The following is an 18001-nucleotide window of genomic DNA, read 5'->3' on the forward strand; positions in this document are numbered from 1 at the left end:
GCGGGGGGACGTCAGCCGAGGTTGGGGATCCGCCAGTCGATCGGCTCATGTCCCTGCGCGGCGATGGCTTCGTTGATCTGCGTGAAGGGCCGGGACCCGAAGAACTTCTTGGCGGAGAGCGGGGAGGGGTGGGCGCCCTTGACCACCACGTGCCGCTCCTCGTCGATCAGCGGGAGCTTCTTCTGGGCGTAGGCGCCCCAGAGGACGAAGACGGCCGGGTCGGGCCGCTCGGACACCGCGCGGATCACGGCGTCGGTGAACTTCTCCCAGCCCTTGCCCTTGTGCGAATTGGGCTCGGCCTCCCGGACCGTGAGCACCGCGTTGAGCAGCAGGACGCCCTGCTCGGCCCACGGCATCAGGTATCCGTTGTCCGGGACCGGCAGGTCGAGCTCCTCCTTCATCTCCTTGTAGATGTTGCGCAGCGAGGGCGGGGTCTTGACCCCGGGCTGCACGGAGAAGCACAGGCCGTGGCCCTGGCCGGCGCCGTGGTAGGGGTCCTGGCCGAGGACGAGGACCTTCACCCGGTCGAAGGGAGTGGCCTCCAGGGCCGCGAACACCTGCTCGCGGGGCGGGTAGACCGGCCCGTTCGCCCGTTCCTTCTCGACGAACTCGGTGAGTTCTTTGAAGTAGGGCTGGTCCAGCTCCCCGCCGAGGACGGGGAGCCAGGACTCGGGCAGCATCTGGGTCACGGCGACAACCTCCGGTACAAGTTCGTGCAACTGCTCGTGCAACTGCTCCAGAACCTACCGGGGCCCACTGACAACGCGTCGGCCGCCCGGGGCGGCCGACGCATCGGTGCGCTCGTTACCAGCTGGTCTTGCGGTAGAACTCCCACATCTGCATGACGGTCTGCGGGTCCAGCGCCCGCTCGGCGCCCGCGATGTCCTCACGGGCCGCGACGTACAGCTTGCCCTGCCACAGGGGCAGCAGCCGGACGTCCTCGGCGAAGATCTTCTGGGCCTGCTCGAACTCCTGGACGCCGGCCGAGCGGTCGCCCTCGCGGCGGGTCTTGGGCAGCAGGTCGTTCAGGATCTCGTTGGGCTCGTACGGGGTACCGACCGCGTTCTCCTTGCCGACGAACGGCGCGATGAAGTTGTCCGGGTCCGGGAAGTCGGGGAACCAGCCGCGTCCGAAGATCGGGTACTCGCCGCTCTTGTAGCCGGTCTGGAAGGTCTTCCAGGGCTGGCTGCGCAGGTTGATCCGGAACAGTTGGCTCTCGTCGAGCTGCCGCTTGAGCTCGGTGAACTCGTCGGCGGTCGAGGAGCCGTAGCGGTCGGTGGTGTACCAGAAGGTCAGCTCGACCGGCTGGGTGATCCCGGCGTCCCTGAGGATCTTCTTGGCCTTGGCGACGTCCGCCGCGCCGTACTTGTCGTAGAAGGGGGTCTTGTGACCGACGACCCCCTTGGGAACCATCGAGTACAGCGGCTCGGCGGTGCCCTGGTAGACCTTGGAGACGAGCGCGCCGCGGTCGACGATCTGGGCGATGGCCTGGCGGACCGGGAGCTTGGCGACCGCGGGGTCCTTGGGGTTGAAGACCAGGTAGCGGATCTCCGCGCCGACGTTCTCGACGACCTGGACGCCCAGCGCGTGCGACGCGGGGGTCTGGAGGTCGGTGATCTCCGGGGCCGACAGGCCTCGGTAGGTGGCGTCGATCTCCTTGGCCTTCAGCGCCGCGACCATCTTCGGGGAGTCCGCGAAGTAGCGGATGGTCACGGCCTTGTTCTTGCGGTTGGCGAAGCCCGTGTAGCTCGTGTTGGTGGTGAGCACCGCCTCGGCGCCCTCCTTGTACGAGTCGAGCACGTACGGGCCGGAACCGGTGACCTTGTCGCCCTCGCGGACCTTGTCGGCCGGGTAGTCCTTGGGCGCGACGAGGGAGGCGGCGGGCGAGCCGAGGACGTAGGGGAAGGTGGCGTCCGAGGTGTTCAGGTGGAAGACGACCGTCAGCGCGTCCGGCGTCTCGATCTTGTCGAGGGTGCCGAAGAGTCCCTTGGGGCCGACGTTGGATCCGATGGTCCTGATCCGGTCGAGGGAGTACTTGACCGCCTTGGCGTCGAGCGGCTCACCGTTGGAGAACTTCAGGCCCTTGCGCAGGGTGCACCGGTAGGCCTGGCTCGCCGCGTCCGTGAACTCGCAGCTCTGGGCCGCGTCGGGCTGGGGCTTGCTGGAGCCCGTCGGGAAGGCCAGCAGGGTCTGGTAGACGTTCCGGTACAGCTCCCAGGAGCCGTCCCACGCGGCCGCGGGATCGAGGGTGCTCGGTGCGCTCGTGGTACCGACGACGATCCTCTTCATATCGTCGCCGTCGTCCTCCGACAGCAGGCCGCATCCGGCGAGCAGGGATATGGACGCAAGGGCCGCAGAGATCTGCAGGCATCTGGTCCGGTTGAACACGTGCACGCTCCTCGATCAGCCAGGGGTGCGGCAGACCCTACCGCAGTGCCCCACGAATCCAATGGGTTGGTTTCGTGAGGCACTTGACCGGTTCCGTGCATATTCGGTATGCATTTACCTCCCTTTCGGAGGCAAATACGTCCGATTATCGGTCAGTGGACCCCGGCATTGAGGAACATCCCGCCATCGACGACGAGAGTTTGCCCAGTGATCCATTCCGCTTGTGCAGATGTCAGGAACGCCGCCGCCCCGCCGATGTCCTCCGGGAGCCCGAGCCGGCCGAGCGGATAGGCCGCCGCCGCCTCCTGCTCCCGGCCCTCGTAGAGCGCCTGCGCGAACTTCGTCTTGACCACCGCGGGCGCGATCGTGTTCACCCGGACCCCGGGCGCCATCTCGTGCGCGAGCTGGAGGGTGAGGTTGACCATGGCGGCCTTGCTCATCCCGTAGGCGCCGATGAAGGGCGAGGCGGAGACCCCGGCGATGGACGCGATGTTCACGATCGCACCACCGTTGTCCTTCTGCCAGGCGTGCCAGGTCCGCTGGGCGAAGCCGAGCGCCGAGATCACATTGGTCTCGAAGACCTTCCGTGCCACCCCGAGGTCCAGGTCCGCGATCGGCCCGAAGACGGGGTTGGTGCCGGCGTTGTTCACCAGGAAGTCGACGCGGCCGAAGGCCTCCATCGTGCGCTCGACGGCGACGGCCTGGTGGGCCTCGTCGTGCGCCTTGCCCGCGACGCCGATCACCCGGTCCGCGCCGAGCCGCTCGACGGCCTCCTTGAGGGCCTCCTCGTTGCGGCCGGTGATGCAGAGCCGGTCGCCGCGGGCGACCAGCGCCTCGGCGATGCCGTAGCCGATGCCGCGGCTGGCTCCGGTGATCAGCGCGACCTTCCCGCTGTCGATACCGCTGTACGTCATGTCCTACGCCCTGCCTCTCGTGGAGCCGTCAGTTGAGCGGGCCGCCGGCCACGTACAGGACCTGGCCGGAGACGAAGCCCGCGGCCTCGCCGGTGAAGAAGGCGATGGCGTTGGCGATGTCGTCCGGACGGCCGACGCGCTGGACCGGGATCTGGGTGGCAGCGGCCGCCTGGAAGTCCTCGAAGCCCATGCCGACGCGGGCGGCCGTCTGGGCGGTCATCTCGGTGGCGATGAAGCCGGGGGCGACGGCGTTGGCGGTGACGCCGAACTTGCCGAGCTCGATGGCCAGGGTCTTGGTGAAGCCCTGCAGACCGGCCTTGGCCGCGGAGTAGTTGACCTGGCCGCGGTTGCCGAGCGCCGAGCTGCTGGAGAGGTTCACGATGCGGCCGAACTTGGCCTCCACCATGTACTTCTGACAGGCCTTGGACATCAGGAAGGCACCGCGCAGGTGCACGTTCATGACGGTGTCCCAGTCGTTCTCGTCCATCTTGAACAGCAGGTTGTCACGCAGCACACCCGCGTTGTTGACCAGGATGGTCGGGGCGCCGAGCTCGCTCGCGACGCGGGCGACGGCCGCCTCCACCTGGGCGCCGTCGGAGACGTCGCAGCCGACCGCGAGGGCCCTGCCGCCGGCGGCCGTGATGGCCTCCACGGTGTCCTTGCAGGCCGCCTCGTCGAGGTCGAGTACGGCGACGGCACGGCCCTCGGCGGCCAGCCGTACGGCGGTGGCCGCGCCGATGCCCCGGGCCCCTCCGGTCACGATCGCGACGCGCTGCTCGGTGGTGGACATGCTGGATCTCCTCGCCCTTGAGAGGCGGTCGCCCAGAGGTGAGCAACCGCTTAGTAGCTTCAGCTGAGGAGACGCTAGGAGCCCTGGCACCCGGTGTCAACGCCAGGCGGGTCGACCCCGTCGGCATCGAGGACGTGGGGGCCCCGGCGGGGGTCCGGGAGCGGGGCCCCGAGCCTGGGGCCCCGAACCCCCGTCAGCGGACCAGCAGGTCCAGCAACCGCTCCACCTCCGCCGCCGGATCGGCCGTCAGGCCGGTGTGCACCGGACCCGGCTGCACCACGGTGCTCCGCGGCGCGATCAGCCAGCGGAACCGCCGCCCGGCGTCGTCGGCCGCCGCCTGCCCGGCGTCGGCCCCGCCGCTGCACACATCCTCGACACCGCGCAGGGCGGCCCGTACCCCGGCCACATCGGCCCCGGGGTCCAGCGCGAGGAGCTTCGCCTCGTCGAGGTGGGTGCGCGCGGCGACGTACGTGTGCGCCCGGCAGTAGACGATCACGCCGGCGTTGAAGCACTCGCCCCGTTCCATCCGGGGCACCACGCGCACCAGCGCGTACTCGAACACGTCCCGCTTGGTCACTCGCTGTCGCTCTTCATCTTCCGGGGACGGGGGTCGAGGCGGCCGGCGAGCCAGCCGGGCGGACCCGTCCTGACCTTCACCTCGGCCTCCATCGTGATCCTCTCGTGGATCGTGGCCGCGCGCGGCAGCAACGCCTCCACATAGGCGCGCCGCAGCGCGTCGGTGGAGTCGAAGCCGGGCTCGTCGACCAGCCACTCGTCGGGGACGTCGGCCGCGACCTCTGTCAGGAGTTCCTCGGTCACCAGCGGGGCGAGCGCGGCGGCCGCCGCGGCGATGTCCGGGCCCACAGGGGCCAGTACGTGGTCGGAGGCGTTGTAGGGCTTGGCGGCCGCGGCCGCCGCGGTGGGCCAGTTGTGGTGCCAGATCATGGTGGCGCCGTGGTCGATGAGCCAGACGTCCCCGTGCCACACCAGCATGTTCGGGTTCCGCCAGGAGCGGTCGACATTGTTGATGAGGGCGTCGAACCAGACCACGCGCCCCGCCTCGACCGGGTCCACCTGGTACGCCAGCGGGTCGAAGCCGATCGAGCCGGGCAGGTAGTCCATGCCGAGGTTGAGCCCGCCGCTGGCCTTGAGCAGCTCCTGGACCTCCTGATCGGGCTCGCCGAGCCCGATCACGGGATCGAGCTGCATCTGCACCAGGCGTGGGACCCGCAGCCCCAACCGCTGGGCCAGGCGGCCGCAGATGACCTCGGCGACCAGGGTCTTGCGGCCCTGACCGGCACCGGTGAACTTCATGACGTAGGTACCGAGGTCGTCGGCTTCGACGATCCCCGGGAGCGAGCCGCCCTCACGCAGGGGCGTGACATAGCGGGTCGCGATCACTTCGGACAGCATCCGCCCAGGTTACGGCGGTCAGGGCGCGGGGGCCCACCGCATGAGCAGTTCCTCGGCCGTGGTGACGGTCGCCACCAGCGCGAGGGAGTTGCGGATCACCTCGGCGGTGCAGGACGCGGGCACCCCGGCGATGGCGTCGACCGGAACCACCACCTGGTAGCCGAGGTTCACGGCGTCGAAGACGGTGTTCGGGATGGCGATGTTGGAGGAGACGCCGGTGACGACGAGGGTGCGGATGCCGAGGTTGCGCAGCAGGGGGTCGAGATCGGTGCCGGCCATCGGGGAGAGCCCGTGCAACCGACGCACCACCAGGTCCTGCTCGGCCACGACGATGGGCGGGGCGACCTCCACCGCCCGGCTCCCGGTCAGCTGGCGCACGGGCAGCCTCCCCGCGGCCCGGAACAGCCGGGCGTTGGTGTTCGCGCCGAGCCCGTCGGGCCGCCGTTCGGCGACCGCGTGCAGCACCTGCACGCCGGCCCCGCGCGCCGCGTCGACCAGTGCGGCCACCCGCTCCAGCATCCCCGAGTCCCGGGCCTCCTTGGCCAGTTCGGGCAGCGCGCTCTCCTCGCCCACGACCCCGTTCTGACACTCGACGGTGAGCAGCGCGGTGGTGGCGGGATCGAGATCGGGCATGGCTCCCCCTGGCGTGGCGACGGAAGAGCCCTCATGATTCCTGACACACAGTCAGATGTGAAGGGGTGCAGGACGGATGGACGTGGACGGGTCACGGACCGGGACCTCGCAGCGGCGGGGCCGGCGCATCATGATGAGCGACGCGGAGGTGGACGCTTTCCTGCGCGAGCAGAAGACCTGCCGGGTCGCGACGGTCTCCCCCGACGGGCGCCCGCACGTGGGCGCCCTGTGGTTCGCGTGGGACGGCAGCTCGCTCTGGCTGTACTCGATCACGCGCAGTCGCCGCTGGTCCGATCTGAGCAAGGATCCCCGGATCTCGGTGGTCGTGGATTCCGGCGAGTCGTACGACGAACTGCGCGGGGTGGAGCTGTCCGGCAGGGCGGTCTTCGTGGGCGAGGCCCCCCGTACCGGCGAGCCCTGCCCCGAGCTCGCGGAGGCGGAGCGGATCTTCCCGGTCAAGAACTTCGGGATCGAGGAGATGCCGCACGACGGGCGGCACGCCTGGATCCGCCTCACGCCGGAGTCGGTGGTCTCCTGGGACTTCCGCAAGCTGTAGCGGACCCCCTCAGCGCAGGTCGGCGGCCGCCTCCCGCAGGCTGTCGACCGCGGCCCGGACGGAGGGCCGCCGGTCGGCGTCCGCGCGCCAGACGGCGTACACGTGGCGGCGTACGCTGTCGCACACCGGCAGCAGTCGCACGCCCGGCGGCACCGGGCCGCGGCCCAGCTTCGGCGCCACGCACACGCCGAGTCCGGCCTCCACGAAGGCGAGCTGGGTGTGGTGCTCCTCGGCGATGTGGGCGATGCGCGGCTCGATGCCGGTCCCCCGCAGGGTGAAGACCAGCCACTCGTGACAGAACTGCCCTTCGTTCCAGGAGATCCATTCGTCGTCGCCGAATTCGGCGAGGGAGATCCCGGCCCTGCCGGGGCTCGCGGTCCGGTCGGCCAGCCGGTGGCCGGCCGGGACGGCGATGTCTACGGTGTCGTCCAGCAGGTGGGTGCGGGTGAGCTCGGCGGGCACCGGCATCCGCTTGTTGTTCCAGTCGATCGCCAGGGCCAGATCGAGGTCTCCGCGCACGACGGCCGCCATGCTCTCCTCGGGCTCCTGTTCGCGCACCCGGACCCGCAGCTCCGGATGCCCGGCCCGCAGCGCGGCCAGGGCCCGGGGCAGCAGCCCGCGCATGGCGGTCGGGAAGGCGCCGATCCGCAACTCGCCCACGGCGCAGCCGCGCTGGGCCTCCACATCGGCCTGGGCGAGTTCCACCTGGGAGATGATCCGGGCCGCGTGGTCGGCGAGCAGCCGCCCGGCGTCGGTGAGCCGGACCCCGCGCCCGTTCCTGGCCAGCAGCGGCTGGCCGACCTCGCGCTCCAGTTTGGCCAGCTGTTGGGACACGGCCGAGGTGGTGACATGAAGGCCGTCGGCCGCGCCGCTGACCGAGCCGTGGCGGGCGAGGGCGTCCAGGGTGCGCAGGCGCTCCAGGTTCAACATGTAAGCAATGCTACGGCGTCACCCAGAGAAACTTTCGCTTGTCCTACGAAGTTGATACGCGCACAGTAAAGGGCATGAGCGCACCGACCACCCCCGGGCCGACCCTCCCGGCCGTCTCCACCTCCGCGGACTCCACCCGGGTCCCCACCTCCCCGGTCCCCGACTCCCCGGTCTCCACCTCCCAGGGCTCCGCCACCACGGCCACGGTCACACCCACCGCCGCCACCACCGGCCGACGCCGGGGCGGGCTGCTGGACTGGCGGGTCCGGTTCGCGATCCTCTCGGTGATCTGGGGCTTCAGCTTCCTCCTGATCAAGGTCGGCACGGAGGCGTACGCACCCTTCCAGGTGGCGCTGGGTCGGGTCCTGTTCGGCGCGCTCGCCCTCCTCACCGTGCTGCTGGTCCGCCGCGAGCCGCTCCCCCGGGGCCTGCGCACCTGGGGCCACCTGACCGTGGCGGCACTGCTGCTCAACACCGCCCCGTTCTCACTCTTCGCGTACGCGGAGCTGAGCATCCCCTCCAGCCTGGCCGGCATCTGCAACGCCACCTCGCCGCTGTGGGGCATGGCGCTGTCCCTGGTCGCCCTGTCCGAGGACCGCCCGACGCGCCGCCGCTTCGCCGGGCTGGGTCTGGGCTTCCTCGGCGTCCTGACCGTGCTCGGTGCCTGGCAGGGCTTCTCCGGGGTCGACGCCAAGGGCACCGCGTTCGCCCTGCTGGCGTCCCTCTGCTACCCCATCGGCTGGATCTACGTCCGCCGCACACTGGCCGGGACCCCGGGCTCCCCGGTGGCCCTGACCGGCGGCCAGCTCATGATCTCCACGCTGCAGCTCGCGCTCGTGAGCGCCGTGTTCACCTCGGCGCCGACGTCGTTCCCGCTCTGGCCGACCCTGTCGGTGATCGCGCTGGGCGCCCTGGGCACGGGCATGGCCCTGCAGATGCAGTACGGGCTGGTGACCGAGGTCGGCCCGACCACCGCCCAGATGGTCACGTACTTCATCCCGGTCATCGCCACCACGGCGGGCGTCCTGGTGCTCGGCGAGCAGTTGCACTGGAACACCCCGGTCGGCGCCGCGATCGTCCTGGCCGGCGCGGCCCTCACCCAGACCCGCCCCGGGGCCCGTAGACCCGCCTGAACCGGCCCGTCCCGGCCCGTCACGGCCCCGGCGGCTGCGTCGCGTTGAACATCCGTGGCACCGCCCGCGCGCTGGAGCGCCGGGCGGCCGCCGGTGCCGAGCTCATGGCGCGGGCCCGCGGCGAGCTCGGACCGGCCCGCCGGGTGGCCACCGCGAACCTCTACCGCCTCCTGGGCACGGTGATCGCCCTCGGCGGGATCGTCTTCACCCTGGGCGGCCTCCTCGAGCCCGCCTGACCCGCGCCGAGCCGGTCCCGGTGACGGGACCGGTCCCACGTCCCGTCACCGGGACCGGGACCGGACCGTACCGGGCACGGCGGGCCCGCCGGGTCGACCCGTGGGCCCCCGGCGCGGCCGGGGCCCCGCCGCCCACGGTCACTCGTACCGCACCCCCGACGCCCCCACACTGACCGCCGCGGCCACCGCGTCGGCCAGACCCGGCACCTCGTCGACCGCCAGCTGCGACACCGTCAGCCGCACCCCCGGCCCCGCCTCGACCCGGAAGATCGCCCCGGCGGACACCGCCCATCCGGCGGCGAGCAGCCGCGTCACCACCACCGTCTCGTCGACCACCGGCACCCAGACGTTGAGGCCGCTGCGCCCGTGCGCCCGGACCCCCCGCTGCCGCAGGGCCTCGACGAGCGCGTCCCGCCGCCCCGCGTACGACCGGGCCACCGTCGCCGTGTCCACCGCGCCCGAGGTCCACAGCTCGACCACCGCGTACTGCAGCAGCCGGCTCACCCAGCCCGGCCCGAGCCGCTGCCGCCCCCGCAGCCGGTCCAGCGTGACCGCGTCGCCGGTCAGCACGGCGAGCCGCAGGTCCGGCCCGTAGGCCTTCGCCGTGGAGCGCACCAGCGCCCAGTGCCGGGTCACCCCGCCGAGCGGATGCAACGGCAGGTCGACGAACCCGTTCCCGTGGTCGTCCTCGATCAGCAGCACCTCGGGGTGGTCGGCCAGCAGGGCCCGCAACTCCCGGGCCCGCCCGGCGCCGACCGCGGCCCCGGTCGGGTTCTGCGCCCGCGAGGTCACCACCAGCGCCCGCGCCCCGGCCTCCAGCGCCCGGGCCACCGCGTCGACGCGGGGCCCGTCGTCGTCCACGGCCACCGGCAGCACGCGCAGGCCGAGCGCCGGGACCAGGTCCAGCGCCCCGCCCCAGCCCGGGTCCTCGATCGCCACCGCGTCACCGGCCCGCAGATGGGCCGTGAGCACCCGCTCGATCGCGTCCAGCGCACCCGAGGTCACCGCCACCGGCCCCGGCGGCACCCCGTCCGCGTCGAAGCCGGCCCGGGCCAGTTCGGCGAGCTCCGGGGCGACCGGGCTCGCCCCGTAGAGGGTCGGCGCCTGCGCGTACCGCCGGGCGGCCGCGGCGAGCGGCCCCTCCAGCGAGGGGAGCAGGCTCGCGTCCGGACTGCCCTCCGCGAGGTCCCGCACGCCTTCGGGCACCGCCATCCGCAGGGCGTCCCGCGGCGTGCTCGACGGGCGGGCCCGCACCCGGCTGCCGCGCCGTCCGTCGGTCTCGATGACCCCGCGCTCGCGCAGGGTCCGGTAGGCGGCGGCCACGGTGTTCGGGTTCACGCCGAGATCGCCCGCCAGCTCCCGCATCGGCGGCAGCAGCGAACCGGGCGCGAGCGCGCCCGAGGCCACGCCCGCCTCCACGCCCGCGGCGATATCCGCTGCACGACGTCCTGTGATCCGATAGTCTCCTAGCACAAACAACATTATGCACTAGTGCAATGGAGTTCGCCATGACCGCCACGCCTACCACGGAGACGCCCGGGACGACGGCCGAGAAGACCGACACGACCGCGCCGACCGGAAGCTACGAGCCCACCGACCTCACCGTCCCCAGCCGCTCCCGCGACCGGGCCCGCTACGACCGCAAGACGGTGCACTCGATACTCGACACGGCCTACATCTGCCACCTCGGCTTCGTCCGCGACGGCGCGCCCGTGGTCCTGCCGACGCTGTTCGCCCGGGTCGGCGAAGCCCTCTACATGCACGGCTCGACCGGCTCCCGCCCGCTGCTCGCGGCCCGCCGTACGGACCCGGGCCTGCCGGTCTGCGTGACCGTGACGCACGTCGACGCACTGGTGCTGGCCCGCTCGGCCTTCCACCACTCGCTCAACTACCGCTCGGTGGTCGTCCACGGCACGGCCCACCAGGTCACCGACGAGGCGGAGCGTCGGATCGCCCTGGACGCCATGGTCGACGCGGTCGTCCCGGGCCGCTCCGCCGACGTCCGGCCCGCCGACGCGAGGGAGCTCGCCGCCACCGCGGTGATCCGCGTGGACCTCGTCGAGGTGTCCGCCAAGATCCGCAGCGGTCCGGTGAACGACGACGCCGAGGACCTGGACCTGCCGTACTGGGCGGGCGTGGTCCCGGTGGCCCCCGCGTACGGAACCCCGATGCCGGACGCGGCCCTGGCCCCCGGCACCGCCGTCCCGGACTACCTCAGCGCGCTCTGAGGCACGCGCCGCTCGGGGGTGGGCGCGGTCGCCGGCCGACGGGCCTCGGCCACGATCAGCGCGCCCACCGCCGTCAACAGCAGTACGGTGCCCAGCACCACGGCGCCGGTCAGCCGCTCGCCGAGCAGCAGGACGGCGATCACCGCCGCGCTCACCGGCTCGATCAGCATGATCACCGACACGGTCGCGGCCCGTACCGCGGCGGCGCCGGTGAAGTAGAGCGCGTACGCCAGCGCGGTCGGCACGGTGGCGACGTACACCAGCAGCCAGAGCACCCGGCCGAGTTCGGCGGTGTGCGGCAGCAGCCCCTCCATCAGAGCGAGCGGCAGCAGGCACACCGTGCCCACCGCGACCGACCAGGCGGTGGTCACCAGCGGGTCCCCGCCCGCCCCGCGCTGCCCGAGCCACCGGGCCCGCAGGGTCATCCCCGCGTACCCGGCGGCCGACAGCAGCGCCCAGCCGACGCCGAGCGGCCGCACCTCGCCGCCGCCGCTGCCCAGCACCAGTACGGCGAGCCCGGCCAGCGCCCCGACGACGGCGGTCACGCCACCGCGTCCGAGTCGCTCGCCCATCCAGTGACGGGCACCCAACGCGATGATCACGGGTCCGGCGCCGAGGGTGACCACGGTGCCCACCGCGAGGCCGGTCTCGCGCACGGCGGCGAAGTAGGCGGCCTGGAAGAGGGTGAAGAGGAGCCCGGTCCCGATCAGCGAGGCCGCCGAAGGCCGCACCCGCCCCGGAACGGGGCGGGACCCGCGCACGGCGAGCACGCCGAGCAGCACGACGAGCCCGCCCGCGCACCGCCAGAAGGACAGGGAGAGCGGGCCGAGGTCACTGGCCAGGAAGAGGAGGGAGGCGGCCGCCCCGGCGGTGCCCCAGGCGGCTCCGGCGACGACGAGGTACAGCAGACTGCGCCCGGCTGCGGGCGAATGGTTCGACACGAGATGTCTCCGCGCATGCGTGAAGGATGAAAGAAACAGGTCATCGCTTCGCGGGCAGCACGGACCCGCCCGGGAGGTCCCGGGCCGGGTTACTACGAGGTGACGCCGCCCGCGCTAGGCGGCCGGCGGCGAAAGCACAGTCAAGTACATGGTCGCCACCCTAACCCTTGACGGCCGGGGACGGCTCGCGGTCCCGGTCGACGGGATCGGGTGCGGTCGTCGCCGCGACCGCCGCGGCCGGTGCGGTCGCGGGCGCCGGGCGGGAGGACTGGGCGATGAAGGCGCCGCCGAGCACCAGACCGCCACCGACGATCTGCCAGGTGGAGAGGTGCTCGCCGAGCAGGATCCAGGCGAACACGGTGGCGACGACCGCCTCCAGGAAGGCCACGACACCGGCGACCTGGGGGGAGAGCCGACGCACCGAGACCACACCGGTCAGGTAGGCGAAGACGGTCGCGATCAGCACCACCCAGGCGAGCAGCACCGGCGCGGGCACCATCGTGCCGCCCACGGAGGCCTCGCCGCCCAGCACCTGCCAGTCGATCTCCCAAGGCCGGGCGATCACGGTCATCACCAGGGCGCCGACGAGCATCCCGTACGCGATCACGCCGAGCGGGTCGGGGGCGTCGTCCCCGTCCGCGCCCTGGTCGGCGAAGACGAAGTAGAAGGCCTGGCAACAGGCGGCGGCGAGGCCGAAGAGCACGCCGAGCAGGTCCAGGCTCAGCCCGGCCCAGATCTCGACCACGCAGGCCAGGCCGACGACGGCCACGGCCGCGCCCGCGGCGGCCCCGCGCGTCACGGGCTTGCGCTGCACGAAGCGGATGTAGCCGAGCAGCAGCGCCGGCCCCAGGTACTCCAGCAGCAGGGCCACGCCGACGGGAATGCGGGACAGGGAGGCGAAGTAGAAGGCCTGCACACCCGCGACGGCGACGAGCCCGAAGCCCGCGAGCAGAGCGGGCCTGCGCAGCACGAGGTCACGGTGGCGCCAGGCCAGCGGGGACAGCACGAGCGCCGCCCCGGCCACCCTGAGCCAGACCATGTGGAGGGGGTCCAGACCCGCCTCGATCAGCGGCTTCGCCGCCACTCCGGAACCACCGAACGCGAACGCCGAGACGAGGGCCAGGCCCAGTCCGGCATTTCTCCCTGACGCTTGCATCCCGCCATCATGACAGGGCGGGTCAGGACCGTCACCGGGGTGACACCTGTTGAGACGCAGTCGAGATCCGGTCCCGTCGACCGCGCCGTGGACCCGGCCGGATCTGACAGGTCGTCAGTATTGAATGTTCCGCCCGCCGGGGCTACCTTCCGCCGCACGTACCCGACGAGAAGGGGTGGTCGCATGGCTGAAGTCACCGCGGAATCACGCATCGAGGCGTCCGCCGCGCAGCTCTGGTCCCAGCTGACGGACTGGGACGCGTACGGGAAGTGGAGCATGACCCACACGAACTTCCCCGCGGGCGGACCGGAGACCCTCTCGGTGGGCGCCACCTTCGCGGAGAACATGAAGATGATGGGCTTCCCGGCCGAGGTCGTCTGGACGGTCTCGGAGCTGGAGGCCGAACGCCTCTTCGCCATCACCGGAAAGGGCCCGATGGGCGTGGCGGTCCTCACCCGGTACACCCTGATCCCGGACGGTGAGGCCACCACGGTCCGCATCGACGGCGAGTTCACCGGGGCGGCCGTCTCCCTGATGGCGGGCAAGCTCAAGGACTCGGCCACCGCCGCGCTGAACGAGTCGCTGCGCAAGCTGGCGGGCCTGGTCGTCTGACGGCCCACCCGGACGGCACGTGAAGGCGCGCCCCGCGGGACGAACTCGCGGGGCGCGCCTTCACGTGCCGTGGCACGCCGGGACCGGTCGGACTCAGTGCTCGTCGGCCAGGATCAGGTAGAGCTTCTTGCGGGCGTCGTTGATGACCCCGAGCGCCTTCTCCCTCTGCTGGGGCGAGCCGGTCTTGAAGACCTGCCCGAACGCCTCCATCAGGCCGACGCCGGCCGTCCGGACCTCCTGCATGGCCTCGAAGTCGAAGCCGCGCCCGGCGTCCGCCCAGGGGGCGTCCGGACCCGACTCGGCCTCGGTGCGGCCCGCCTCGGTGAGCGTGAACAGCTTCTTGCCACCCTCGCTCGCACTCTCGATGAGCCCCTCGTCCTCGAGCAGCTGCAGGGTCGGGTAGACCGACCCCGGGCTGGGCTTCCACGCCCCGCCGCTGCGCTCGCCGATCTCCTGGATCATCTCGTAGCCGTGCATCGGCCGGTCGGCGAGCAGCGCCAGGATCGAGGCGCGTACGTCGCCGCGCCGGGCCCGTCCCCGCGGCCCGCCCCGTCCGCCGCGGCCTCCGAAGGGGCCTCCGCCGAAGGGCGGCCCGAACGGGCCGAAGGCGGCGCGCCGCCCTGGGAAACCCTCCCGACGATCGGGCCCGCAGTGGTCGTGACCTCGTCCGTGGTCATGGCCGTGGTCGTGTCCGTGCTGTCCGTGCTGTCCATGTGAACGCATGACTGCGCTCCTTTCGTCACGTTGTCGTCTGTGCATCGGTTGTCCGATGTCTCCACTATCGGCGACGGCTCGCGATGTGTCAACGATATATCGGAACACATCGGCGTACACGTCGTGCCGCACGGTCCGCGACCCCCTGCGGCTCCCCTTCCGTCAGAGGTGGCCGCCATCATGGGGACATGACCGACCCCCATGTGACCGGCGGCAGTGCGTGGCTGCTCCACCACGGCGACCGCGTGATCGCCCGGCTGACCGTGACCGGCTCCGACATGCCCTGGACCCACGCCGAGATCGAGACCCTGACCGGCTTCGAAGAGTTCCGCCCCCTCTTCGCCGAGCAGGAGCGGGCTGTCGACGACGAGGACTGGGAGCGGGCCGACACCTGCTACACCCGGATCCGTGGTGCGCTCTCGATGACGTTTCCCGACGGTGACCCGGTCGCCGAGTTCATGCTGCGCGTCCACGACGACGGCACCGCCGGATGGCGTTGGCACGACGAGCCCTTCGACACGACGAACCCGTGACACGCCGACCTCGCCGGCTCCGGAACGCGCGAACCGGGCGTCAGGCGTCGCGTCGGACCGACAAGGCCCTGGTCAGGCGACATCGTCCGGCCTGACCGCCCGCGCACCGACCCGACCGGGCCAGTCACCCCCGATTGGCCTTTGTCGACGATCAAGAAATCGCCCTACCGTCGGGGCATGCGCATCCGAATCGTCGACGCCTTCACCGACCGCCCCTTCCACGGGAACCCCGCCGCAGTCCTGCTCCTCGACACGGCGTTCCCCTCGGACGCCTGGCTCCAGCAGGTCGCCTGCGAGATGAACCTCTCCGAGACCGCGTTCGCCCACCCCCTGCCGCCCGGCGGGGACGCCGACTGGGCGCTGCGCTGGTTCACCCCGGCCGCCGAGGTCGACATGTGCGGCCACGCCACCCTCGCGACCGCCCACGTACTGGCCGCGGGCGGGCTCGCCACGGGGCTGATCCGGTTCTCCGCGCGCTGCGGCATCCTCACCGCCGAGACGGCCGAGGACGGCACGATCACCATGGACTTCCCGACGTCCTCGCTCACCCCGGTGCCGGCACCGGCCGCCGTGGACCACGCGCTCGGCGGCCCGCCGATCCTCTCGGTGCACGACACCGCCGACCACATCGGCGACCTCGTCGTCGAGCTCGCCGACGAGAAGACCGTCCGCGAGCTGGAGCCCGACCACGCGGCCCTGCGTGCCTTCGCCCGGCGCGGGGTGATCGTCACCGCGCCCGCCGAGGACCCCTCCCTCGGGTACGACTTCGTCTCCCGCGGCTTCTTCCCCGCCTTCGGGATCGACGAGGACCCGGTCACCGGAAGCGCCCACACCGCGCTCGCCCCGTTCTGGGCGGAGCGGCTGGGCCGCACCGAGCTGACCGGCCTGCAGGGCGGAGCGCGGCGGGGTCTCGTGCGGGTGACCCTGGCGGGCGACCGTACGCTGCTGACCGGCCGGGCCGTCACCGTGGTCGACGGCGAGCTGCTCGCGCCGCCGCCCGCCGCCTGACCGGCGGGGTGACCACGGAGCACGGAAGCGGGACCCGCGGGAAGGCCCGGGTCGGCTCAGCCCGCGGGCCCGCCTCCGTCACCCTTCGACCGCCCCGCCCTCCGCTCCGCACGCCGCTCCGTCCGTCGTGCCTTGGCGTCGGCCTTCGCGCGGGCGGCGCCGCGCCACTTCTCCTCCTGCTCCACCCAGGCGGCCGAGTCGATCCGCTTGCGGTAGACCTGCGCCGGCTCGGCCGCGCCCAGGTGCACCGTCCATCCCCACAGGGCGGCGGACACGACGAAGAGGACGCCCGCCACGCCCAGATAGGTGGCGATCTCCTCGGACTCGGAGGCGCCTTCCTCGTGCATGAAACCGGGTACACCGGCGATCAGCGCGTTCACCCACCACGCGAGCGCCACGTTGAACAGGACGAGGGAGATCCAGTACACGACCCGCGCGGTCCTCGCCGGACCGCTCAGGTCCCCCAGCAACAGCAGGCGCCGCAGTGTCACCGGCCCCGTCCGGTGGCGGCCGCCCGTGTCCTCCTTGGCCCGGCGCACCGACGCGTAGCACTCGTCCAGCCAGCGCCCCGGCTCCGGCTCCGGTGAGGAGTCGGTCGGCGCGAGCTGTTTGGCCTGGATCCAGCCCGAGAGGAACTGGATCTCCAGCTGGGCCTTCTCCAGGCGCCTGCGGTAGTGGTGGTCGGAACTACGGGCCTCGCGGCGGTCCCGGATGAGGAGGCTGATGCCGCCCACCAGGCCGGTGACCACGGGCACCAAGAAGGGTGCGAACGGTACCAAGGTGTCCAGTACAGCCACCGGGCGCGCCTCCTTGCTCCCCTCCAGCGTCGCACCGCCGCGGGGCCCGCCCCCGCCCGGAAGGGCCGATCGGGTGGGCCCGCCCCGGGTCACGGGGTCGGGAGCCAGCCCACCTTGCCCGCGAGCAGGGCGTACCCGCCGAAGGCCACGAGGTCGAGGAGCGCGTGCGCCACGACGAGCGGTCCCACCCGGCCCCAGCGCCGGTAGGCGAGGACGAAGACGGCACCCATCACCATGTTGCCGATGAAGCCGCCGATGCCCTGGTAGAGGTGGTACGAGCCGCGGAGCACCGAGCTGGCCAGCAGCGCGGCCATCGGCGACCAGCCCAGTTGGCCGAGCCGGCGCAGGAGGTAGGCCAGCACGATGATCTCCTCCACCACGGCGTTCTGCAGCGCGGAGAGAATCAGTACGGGGAACTTCCACCACACGTCGGGCAGCGCCTCCGGCACCACCGTGAGGTTGAAACCGCCGGCCCGGGCGCCCAGGTAGAAGGCCAGCCCGGCACTGCCGATCCCGGCGGCGACGAGGGCGCCCCGGCCCAGGTCCCACCAGGGCCGGGTGCGGTCGAAGCCCAGCACCCGCAGCCCGGGGGCGCCCTCGCGGGTCAGCAGGTGCGCCACCAGCAGTACGGGCACCAGCGCGCTCGCGATGCCGAACAGCTGCCAGGCCAGGTCCAGCCAGGGCCGGCCCGGGGCGTAGGAGCCGTTGAGCGTGGCCGCCTGGTCCTTGAGACCGCCGGGCTTGGTGAGCGAGCCGATGAAGCTGATCAGGGCCGAGACCCCGCTCGCGCCCAGCGACAGCGCGAGGACGAGCAGCGTCTCGGTGCGCAGCAGGCTCCGCCGCCCGTCCTCGTCCAGTTCCACGAACACCGGCTCCGGCTCCGTCCGCACGCCCGACTCCGTCCTGCCATCCCGTTGCGATCACCCCATAGTGCCTCCTCGGCGGAGCGGGAGGATCACCGCGGGGGCATCACCGGGATCACCGGGATCGCGCGGATCAGGCGGATCACGCGGATCACC

At 72.2% G+C, this 18001-nt stretch carries 21 protein-coding genes; 7 read left to right on the forward strand and 14 right to left on the reverse strand.

What is annotated here, in order from left to right; all coding sequences use genetic code 11:
* Nucleotides 1–11 precede the first annotated feature (11 nt).
* The 7 genes from ACGFYY_RS36355 to ACGFYY_RS36385 all read right to left on the reverse strand — a co-directional run bounded on the left by ACGFYY_RS36355 (nt 12) and on the right by ACGFYY_RS36385 (nt 6138).
* Nucleotides 12–680 (reverse strand): uracil-DNA glycosylase, encoded by a 669-nt coding sequence (locus ACGFYY_RS36355; protein ID WP_030388140.1) that lies wholly within the window; start codon nt 678–680, stop codon nt 12–14.
* A gap of 124 nt (nt 681–804) precedes the next feature.
* The gene (locus ACGFYY_RS36360) at nt 805–2388 is read right to left on the reverse strand and encodes an ABC transporter substrate-binding protein (RefSeq protein WP_393716155.1); all 1584 of its coding nucleotides are present in this window, start codon (nt 2386–2388) and stop codon (nt 805–807) included.
* 152 nt (nt 2389–2540) lie between these two features.
* On the reverse strand, nt 2541–3302 hold the full coding sequence (locus ACGFYY_RS36365; RefSeq protein ID WP_365280494.1) for an SDR family oxidoreductase: 762 nt from the start codon (nt 3300–3302) through the stop codon (nt 2541–2543).
* Between the two features lie 28 nt (nt 3303–3330).
* On the reverse strand, nt 3331–4092 hold the full coding sequence (gene fabG / locus ACGFYY_RS36370; protein WP_365280497.1) for a 3-oxoacyl-ACP reductase FabG: 762 nt from the start codon (nt 4090–4092) through the stop codon (nt 3331–3333).
* Nucleotides 4093–4285: 193 nt separating this feature from the next.
* Nucleotides 4286–4669 (reverse strand): DUF3037 domain-containing protein, encoded by a 384-nt coding sequence (locus ACGFYY_RS36375; protein ID WP_393716157.1) that lies wholly within the window; start codon nt 4667–4669, stop codon nt 4286–4288.
* A complete protein-coding gene (locus ACGFYY_RS36380) occupies nt 4666–5505 on the reverse strand; it encodes a HipA family kinase (RefSeq protein ID WP_393716159.1) in 840 nt (279 codons plus the stop codon). The genes ACGFYY_RS36375 and ACGFYY_RS36380 overlap by 4 nt, the downstream gene beginning before the upstream one ends.
* 18 nt (nt 5506–5523) lie before the next feature.
* Nucleotides 5524–6138: a cysteine hydrolase gene (locus tag ACGFYY_RS36385; RefSeq protein WP_393716161.1), complete on the reverse strand. Its 615-nt coding sequence runs from the start codon at nt 6136–6138 to the stop codon at nt 5524–5526.
* Between the two features lie 76 nt (nt 6139–6214).
* Here ACGFYY_RS36385 and ACGFYY_RS36390 point away from each other — a divergent pair, with 76 nt between their 5' ends.
* Nucleotides 6215–6694, forward strand: coding sequence for a pyridoxamine 5'-phosphate oxidase family protein (locus ACGFYY_RS36390; protein ID WP_393716163.1), 480 nt, complete (start codon nt 6215–6217; stop codon nt 6692–6694).
* A gap of 9 nt (nt 6695–6703) precedes the next feature.
* Here ACGFYY_RS36390 and ACGFYY_RS36395 read toward each other — a convergent pair whose 3' ends face one another.
* A complete protein-coding gene (locus ACGFYY_RS36395) occupies nt 6704–7624 on the reverse strand; it encodes a LysR substrate-binding domain-containing protein (protein ID WP_393716165.1) in 921 nt (306 codons plus the stop codon).
* Nucleotides 7625–7698: 74 nt separating this feature from the next.
* Here ACGFYY_RS36395 and ACGFYY_RS36400 point away from each other — a divergent pair, with 74 nt between their 5' ends.
* Nucleotides 7699–8757, forward strand: a complete 1059-nt coding sequence (locus tag ACGFYY_RS36400; RefSeq protein WP_393716167.1) for a DMT family transporter — start codon at nt 7699–7701, stop codon at nt 8755–8757.
* A 44-nt stretch (nt 8758–8801) separates the two neighbouring features.
* The gene (locus ACGFYY_RS36405) at nt 8802–8993 is read left to right on the forward strand and encodes a hypothetical protein (protein ID WP_393716169.1); all 192 of its coding nucleotides are present in this window, start codon (nt 8802–8804) and stop codon (nt 8991–8993) included.
* A gap of 138 nt (nt 8994–9131) precedes the next feature.
* On the opposite strand, the gene ACGFYY_RS36410 is transcribed toward ACGFYY_RS36405, so the two are convergent.
* A complete protein-coding gene (locus ACGFYY_RS36410; protein WP_365281365.1) occupies nt 9132–10475 on the reverse strand; it encodes an aminotransferase class I/II-fold pyridoxal phosphate-dependent enzyme in 1344 nt (447 codons plus the stop codon).
* A 26-nt stretch (nt 10476–10501) separates the two neighbouring features.
* On the opposite strand from ACGFYY_RS36410, the gene ACGFYY_RS36415 reads away from it, so the two are divergent.
* Nucleotides 10502–11221 (forward strand): pyridoxamine 5'-phosphate oxidase family protein, encoded by a 720-nt coding sequence (locus ACGFYY_RS36415; protein ID WP_393716171.1) that lies wholly within the window; start codon nt 10502–10504, stop codon nt 11219–11221.
* Here ACGFYY_RS36415 and ACGFYY_RS36420 read toward each other — a convergent pair.
* Both ACGFYY_RS36420 and ACGFYY_RS36425 read right to left on the reverse strand, forming a co-directional pair.
* A complete protein-coding gene (locus ACGFYY_RS36420; RefSeq protein ID WP_393716173.1) occupies nt 11203–12162 on the reverse strand; it encodes a DMT family transporter in 960 nt (319 codons plus the stop codon). The genes ACGFYY_RS36415 and ACGFYY_RS36420 overlap by 19 nt on opposite strands.
* 160 nt (nt 12163–12322) lie before the next feature.
* Nucleotides 12323–13318, reverse strand: coding sequence for a DMT family transporter (locus ACGFYY_RS36425; RefSeq protein ID WP_393716175.1), 996 nt, complete (start codon nt 13316–13318; stop codon nt 12323–12325).
* A 183-nt stretch (nt 13319–13501) separates the two neighbouring features.
* Here ACGFYY_RS36425 and ACGFYY_RS36430 point away from each other — a divergent pair, with 183 nt between their 5' ends.
* Nucleotides 13502–13930 (forward strand): SRPBCC family protein, encoded by a 429-nt coding sequence (locus ACGFYY_RS36430; RefSeq protein WP_393716177.1) that lies wholly within the window; start codon nt 13502–13504, stop codon nt 13928–13930.
* A gap of 93 nt (nt 13931–14023) precedes the next feature.
* Here ACGFYY_RS36430 and ACGFYY_RS36435 read toward each other — a convergent pair whose 3' ends face one another.
* The gene (locus ACGFYY_RS36435) at nt 14024–14653 is read right to left on the reverse strand and encodes a PadR family transcriptional regulator (RefSeq protein WP_393716179.1); all 630 of its coding nucleotides are present in this window, start codon (nt 14651–14653) and stop codon (nt 14024–14026) included.
* A gap of 179 nt (nt 14654–14832) precedes the next feature.
* Here ACGFYY_RS36435 and ACGFYY_RS36440 point away from each other — a divergent pair, with 179 nt between their 5' ends.
* Together ACGFYY_RS36440 and ACGFYY_RS36445 are read left to right on the forward strand one after the other, a co-directional pair.
* Nucleotides 14833–15177 (forward strand): hypothetical protein, encoded by a 345-nt coding sequence (locus ACGFYY_RS36440; RefSeq protein ID WP_393716181.1) that lies wholly within the window; start codon nt 14833–14835, stop codon nt 15175–15177.
* A gap of 177 nt (nt 15178–15354) precedes the next feature.
* Nucleotides 15355–16185 carry a PhzF family phenazine biosynthesis isomerase gene (locus ACGFYY_RS36445; RefSeq protein WP_365277155.1) on the forward strand — a complete coding sequence of 277 codons (831 nt, stop codon included), beginning with the start codon at nt 15355–15357 and terminating at the stop codon, nt 16183–16185.
* 56 nt (nt 16186–16241) lie between these two features.
* Here ACGFYY_RS36445 and ACGFYY_RS36450 read toward each other — a convergent pair whose 3' ends face one another.
* Together ACGFYY_RS36450 and ACGFYY_RS36455 are read right to left on the reverse strand one after the other, a co-directional pair.
* Nucleotides 16242–16982 (reverse strand): hypothetical protein, encoded by a 741-nt coding sequence (locus ACGFYY_RS36450; protein ID WP_365277158.1) that lies wholly within the window; start codon nt 16980–16982, stop codon nt 16242–16244.
* Nucleotides 16983–17071: 89 nt separating this feature from the next.
* Nucleotides 17072–17872 carry a CPBP family intramembrane glutamic endopeptidase gene (locus tag ACGFYY_RS36455; RefSeq protein WP_078909321.1) on the reverse strand — a complete coding sequence of 267 codons (801 nt, stop codon included), beginning with the start codon at nt 17870–17872 and terminating at the stop codon, nt 17072–17074.
* Nucleotides 17873–18001: the final 129 nt, after the last annotated feature.

This window comes from Streptomyces sp. NPDC048331 (assembly GCF_043201215.1).
Taxonomy (GTDB): domain Bacteria; phylum Actinomycetota; class Actinomycetes; order Streptomycetales; family Streptomycetaceae; genus Streptomyces.

Excerpts from the sequence above, each read along its gene's own strand:
- ACGFYY_RS36355 (WP_030388140.1), bottom strand. The coding sequence starts at position 680 with ATGCTGCCCGAGTCCTGGCTCCCCGTCCTCGGCGGGGAGCTGGACCAG.
- ACGFYY_RS36365 (WP_365280494.1), bottom strand. The coding sequence starts at position 3,302 with ATGACGTACAGCGGTATCGACAGCGGGAAGGTCGCGCTGATCACCGGA.
- fabG (WP_365280497.1), bottom strand. The coding sequence starts at position 4,092 with ATGTCCACCACCGAGCAGCGCGTCGCGATCGTGACCGGAGGGGCCCGG.
- ACGFYY_RS36380 (WP_393716159.1), bottom strand. The coding sequence starts at position 5,505 with ATGCTGTCCGAAGTGATCGCGACCCGCTATGTCACGCCCCTGCGTGAG.
- ACGFYY_RS36385 (WP_393716161.1), bottom strand. The coding sequence starts at position 6,138 with ATGCCCGATCTCGATCCCGCCACCACCGCGCTGCTCACCGTCGAGTGT.
- ACGFYY_RS36390 (WP_393716163.1), top strand. The coding sequence starts at position 6,215 with ATGGACGTGGACGGGTCACGGACCGGGACCTCGCAGCGGCGGGGCCGG.
- ACGFYY_RS36395 (WP_393716165.1), bottom strand. The coding sequence starts at position 7,624 with ATGTTGAACCTGGAGCGCCTGCGCACCCTGGACGCCCTCGCCCGCCAC.
- ACGFYY_RS36400 (WP_393716167.1), top strand. The coding sequence starts at position 7,699 with ATGAGCGCACCGACCACCCCCGGGCCGACCCTCCCGGCCGTCTCCACC.
- ACGFYY_RS36410 (WP_365281365.1), bottom strand. The coding sequence starts at position 10,475 with ATGTTGTTTGTGCTAGGAGACTATCGGATCACAGGACGTCGTGCAGCG.
- ACGFYY_RS36415 (WP_393716171.1), top strand. The coding sequence starts at position 10,502 with ATGACCGCCACGCCTACCACGGAGACGCCCGGGACGACGGCCGAGAAG.
- ACGFYY_RS36425 (WP_393716175.1), bottom strand. The coding sequence starts at position 13,318 with ATGCAAGCGTCAGGGAGAAATGCCGGACTGGGCCTGGCCCTCGTCTCG.
- ACGFYY_RS36430 (WP_393716177.1), top strand. The coding sequence starts at position 13,502 with ATGGCTGAAGTCACCGCGGAATCACGCATCGAGGCGTCCGCCGCGCAG.
- ACGFYY_RS36435 (WP_393716179.1), bottom strand. The coding sequence starts at position 14,653 with ATGCGTTCACATGGACAGCACGGACAGCACGGACACGACCACGGCCAT.
- ACGFYY_RS36440 (WP_393716181.1), top strand. The coding sequence starts at position 14,833 with ATGACCGACCCCCATGTGACCGGCGGCAGTGCGTGGCTGCTCCACCAC.
- ACGFYY_RS36445 (WP_365277155.1), top strand. The coding sequence starts at position 15,355 with ATGCGCATCCGAATCGTCGACGCCTTCACCGACCGCCCCTTCCACGGG.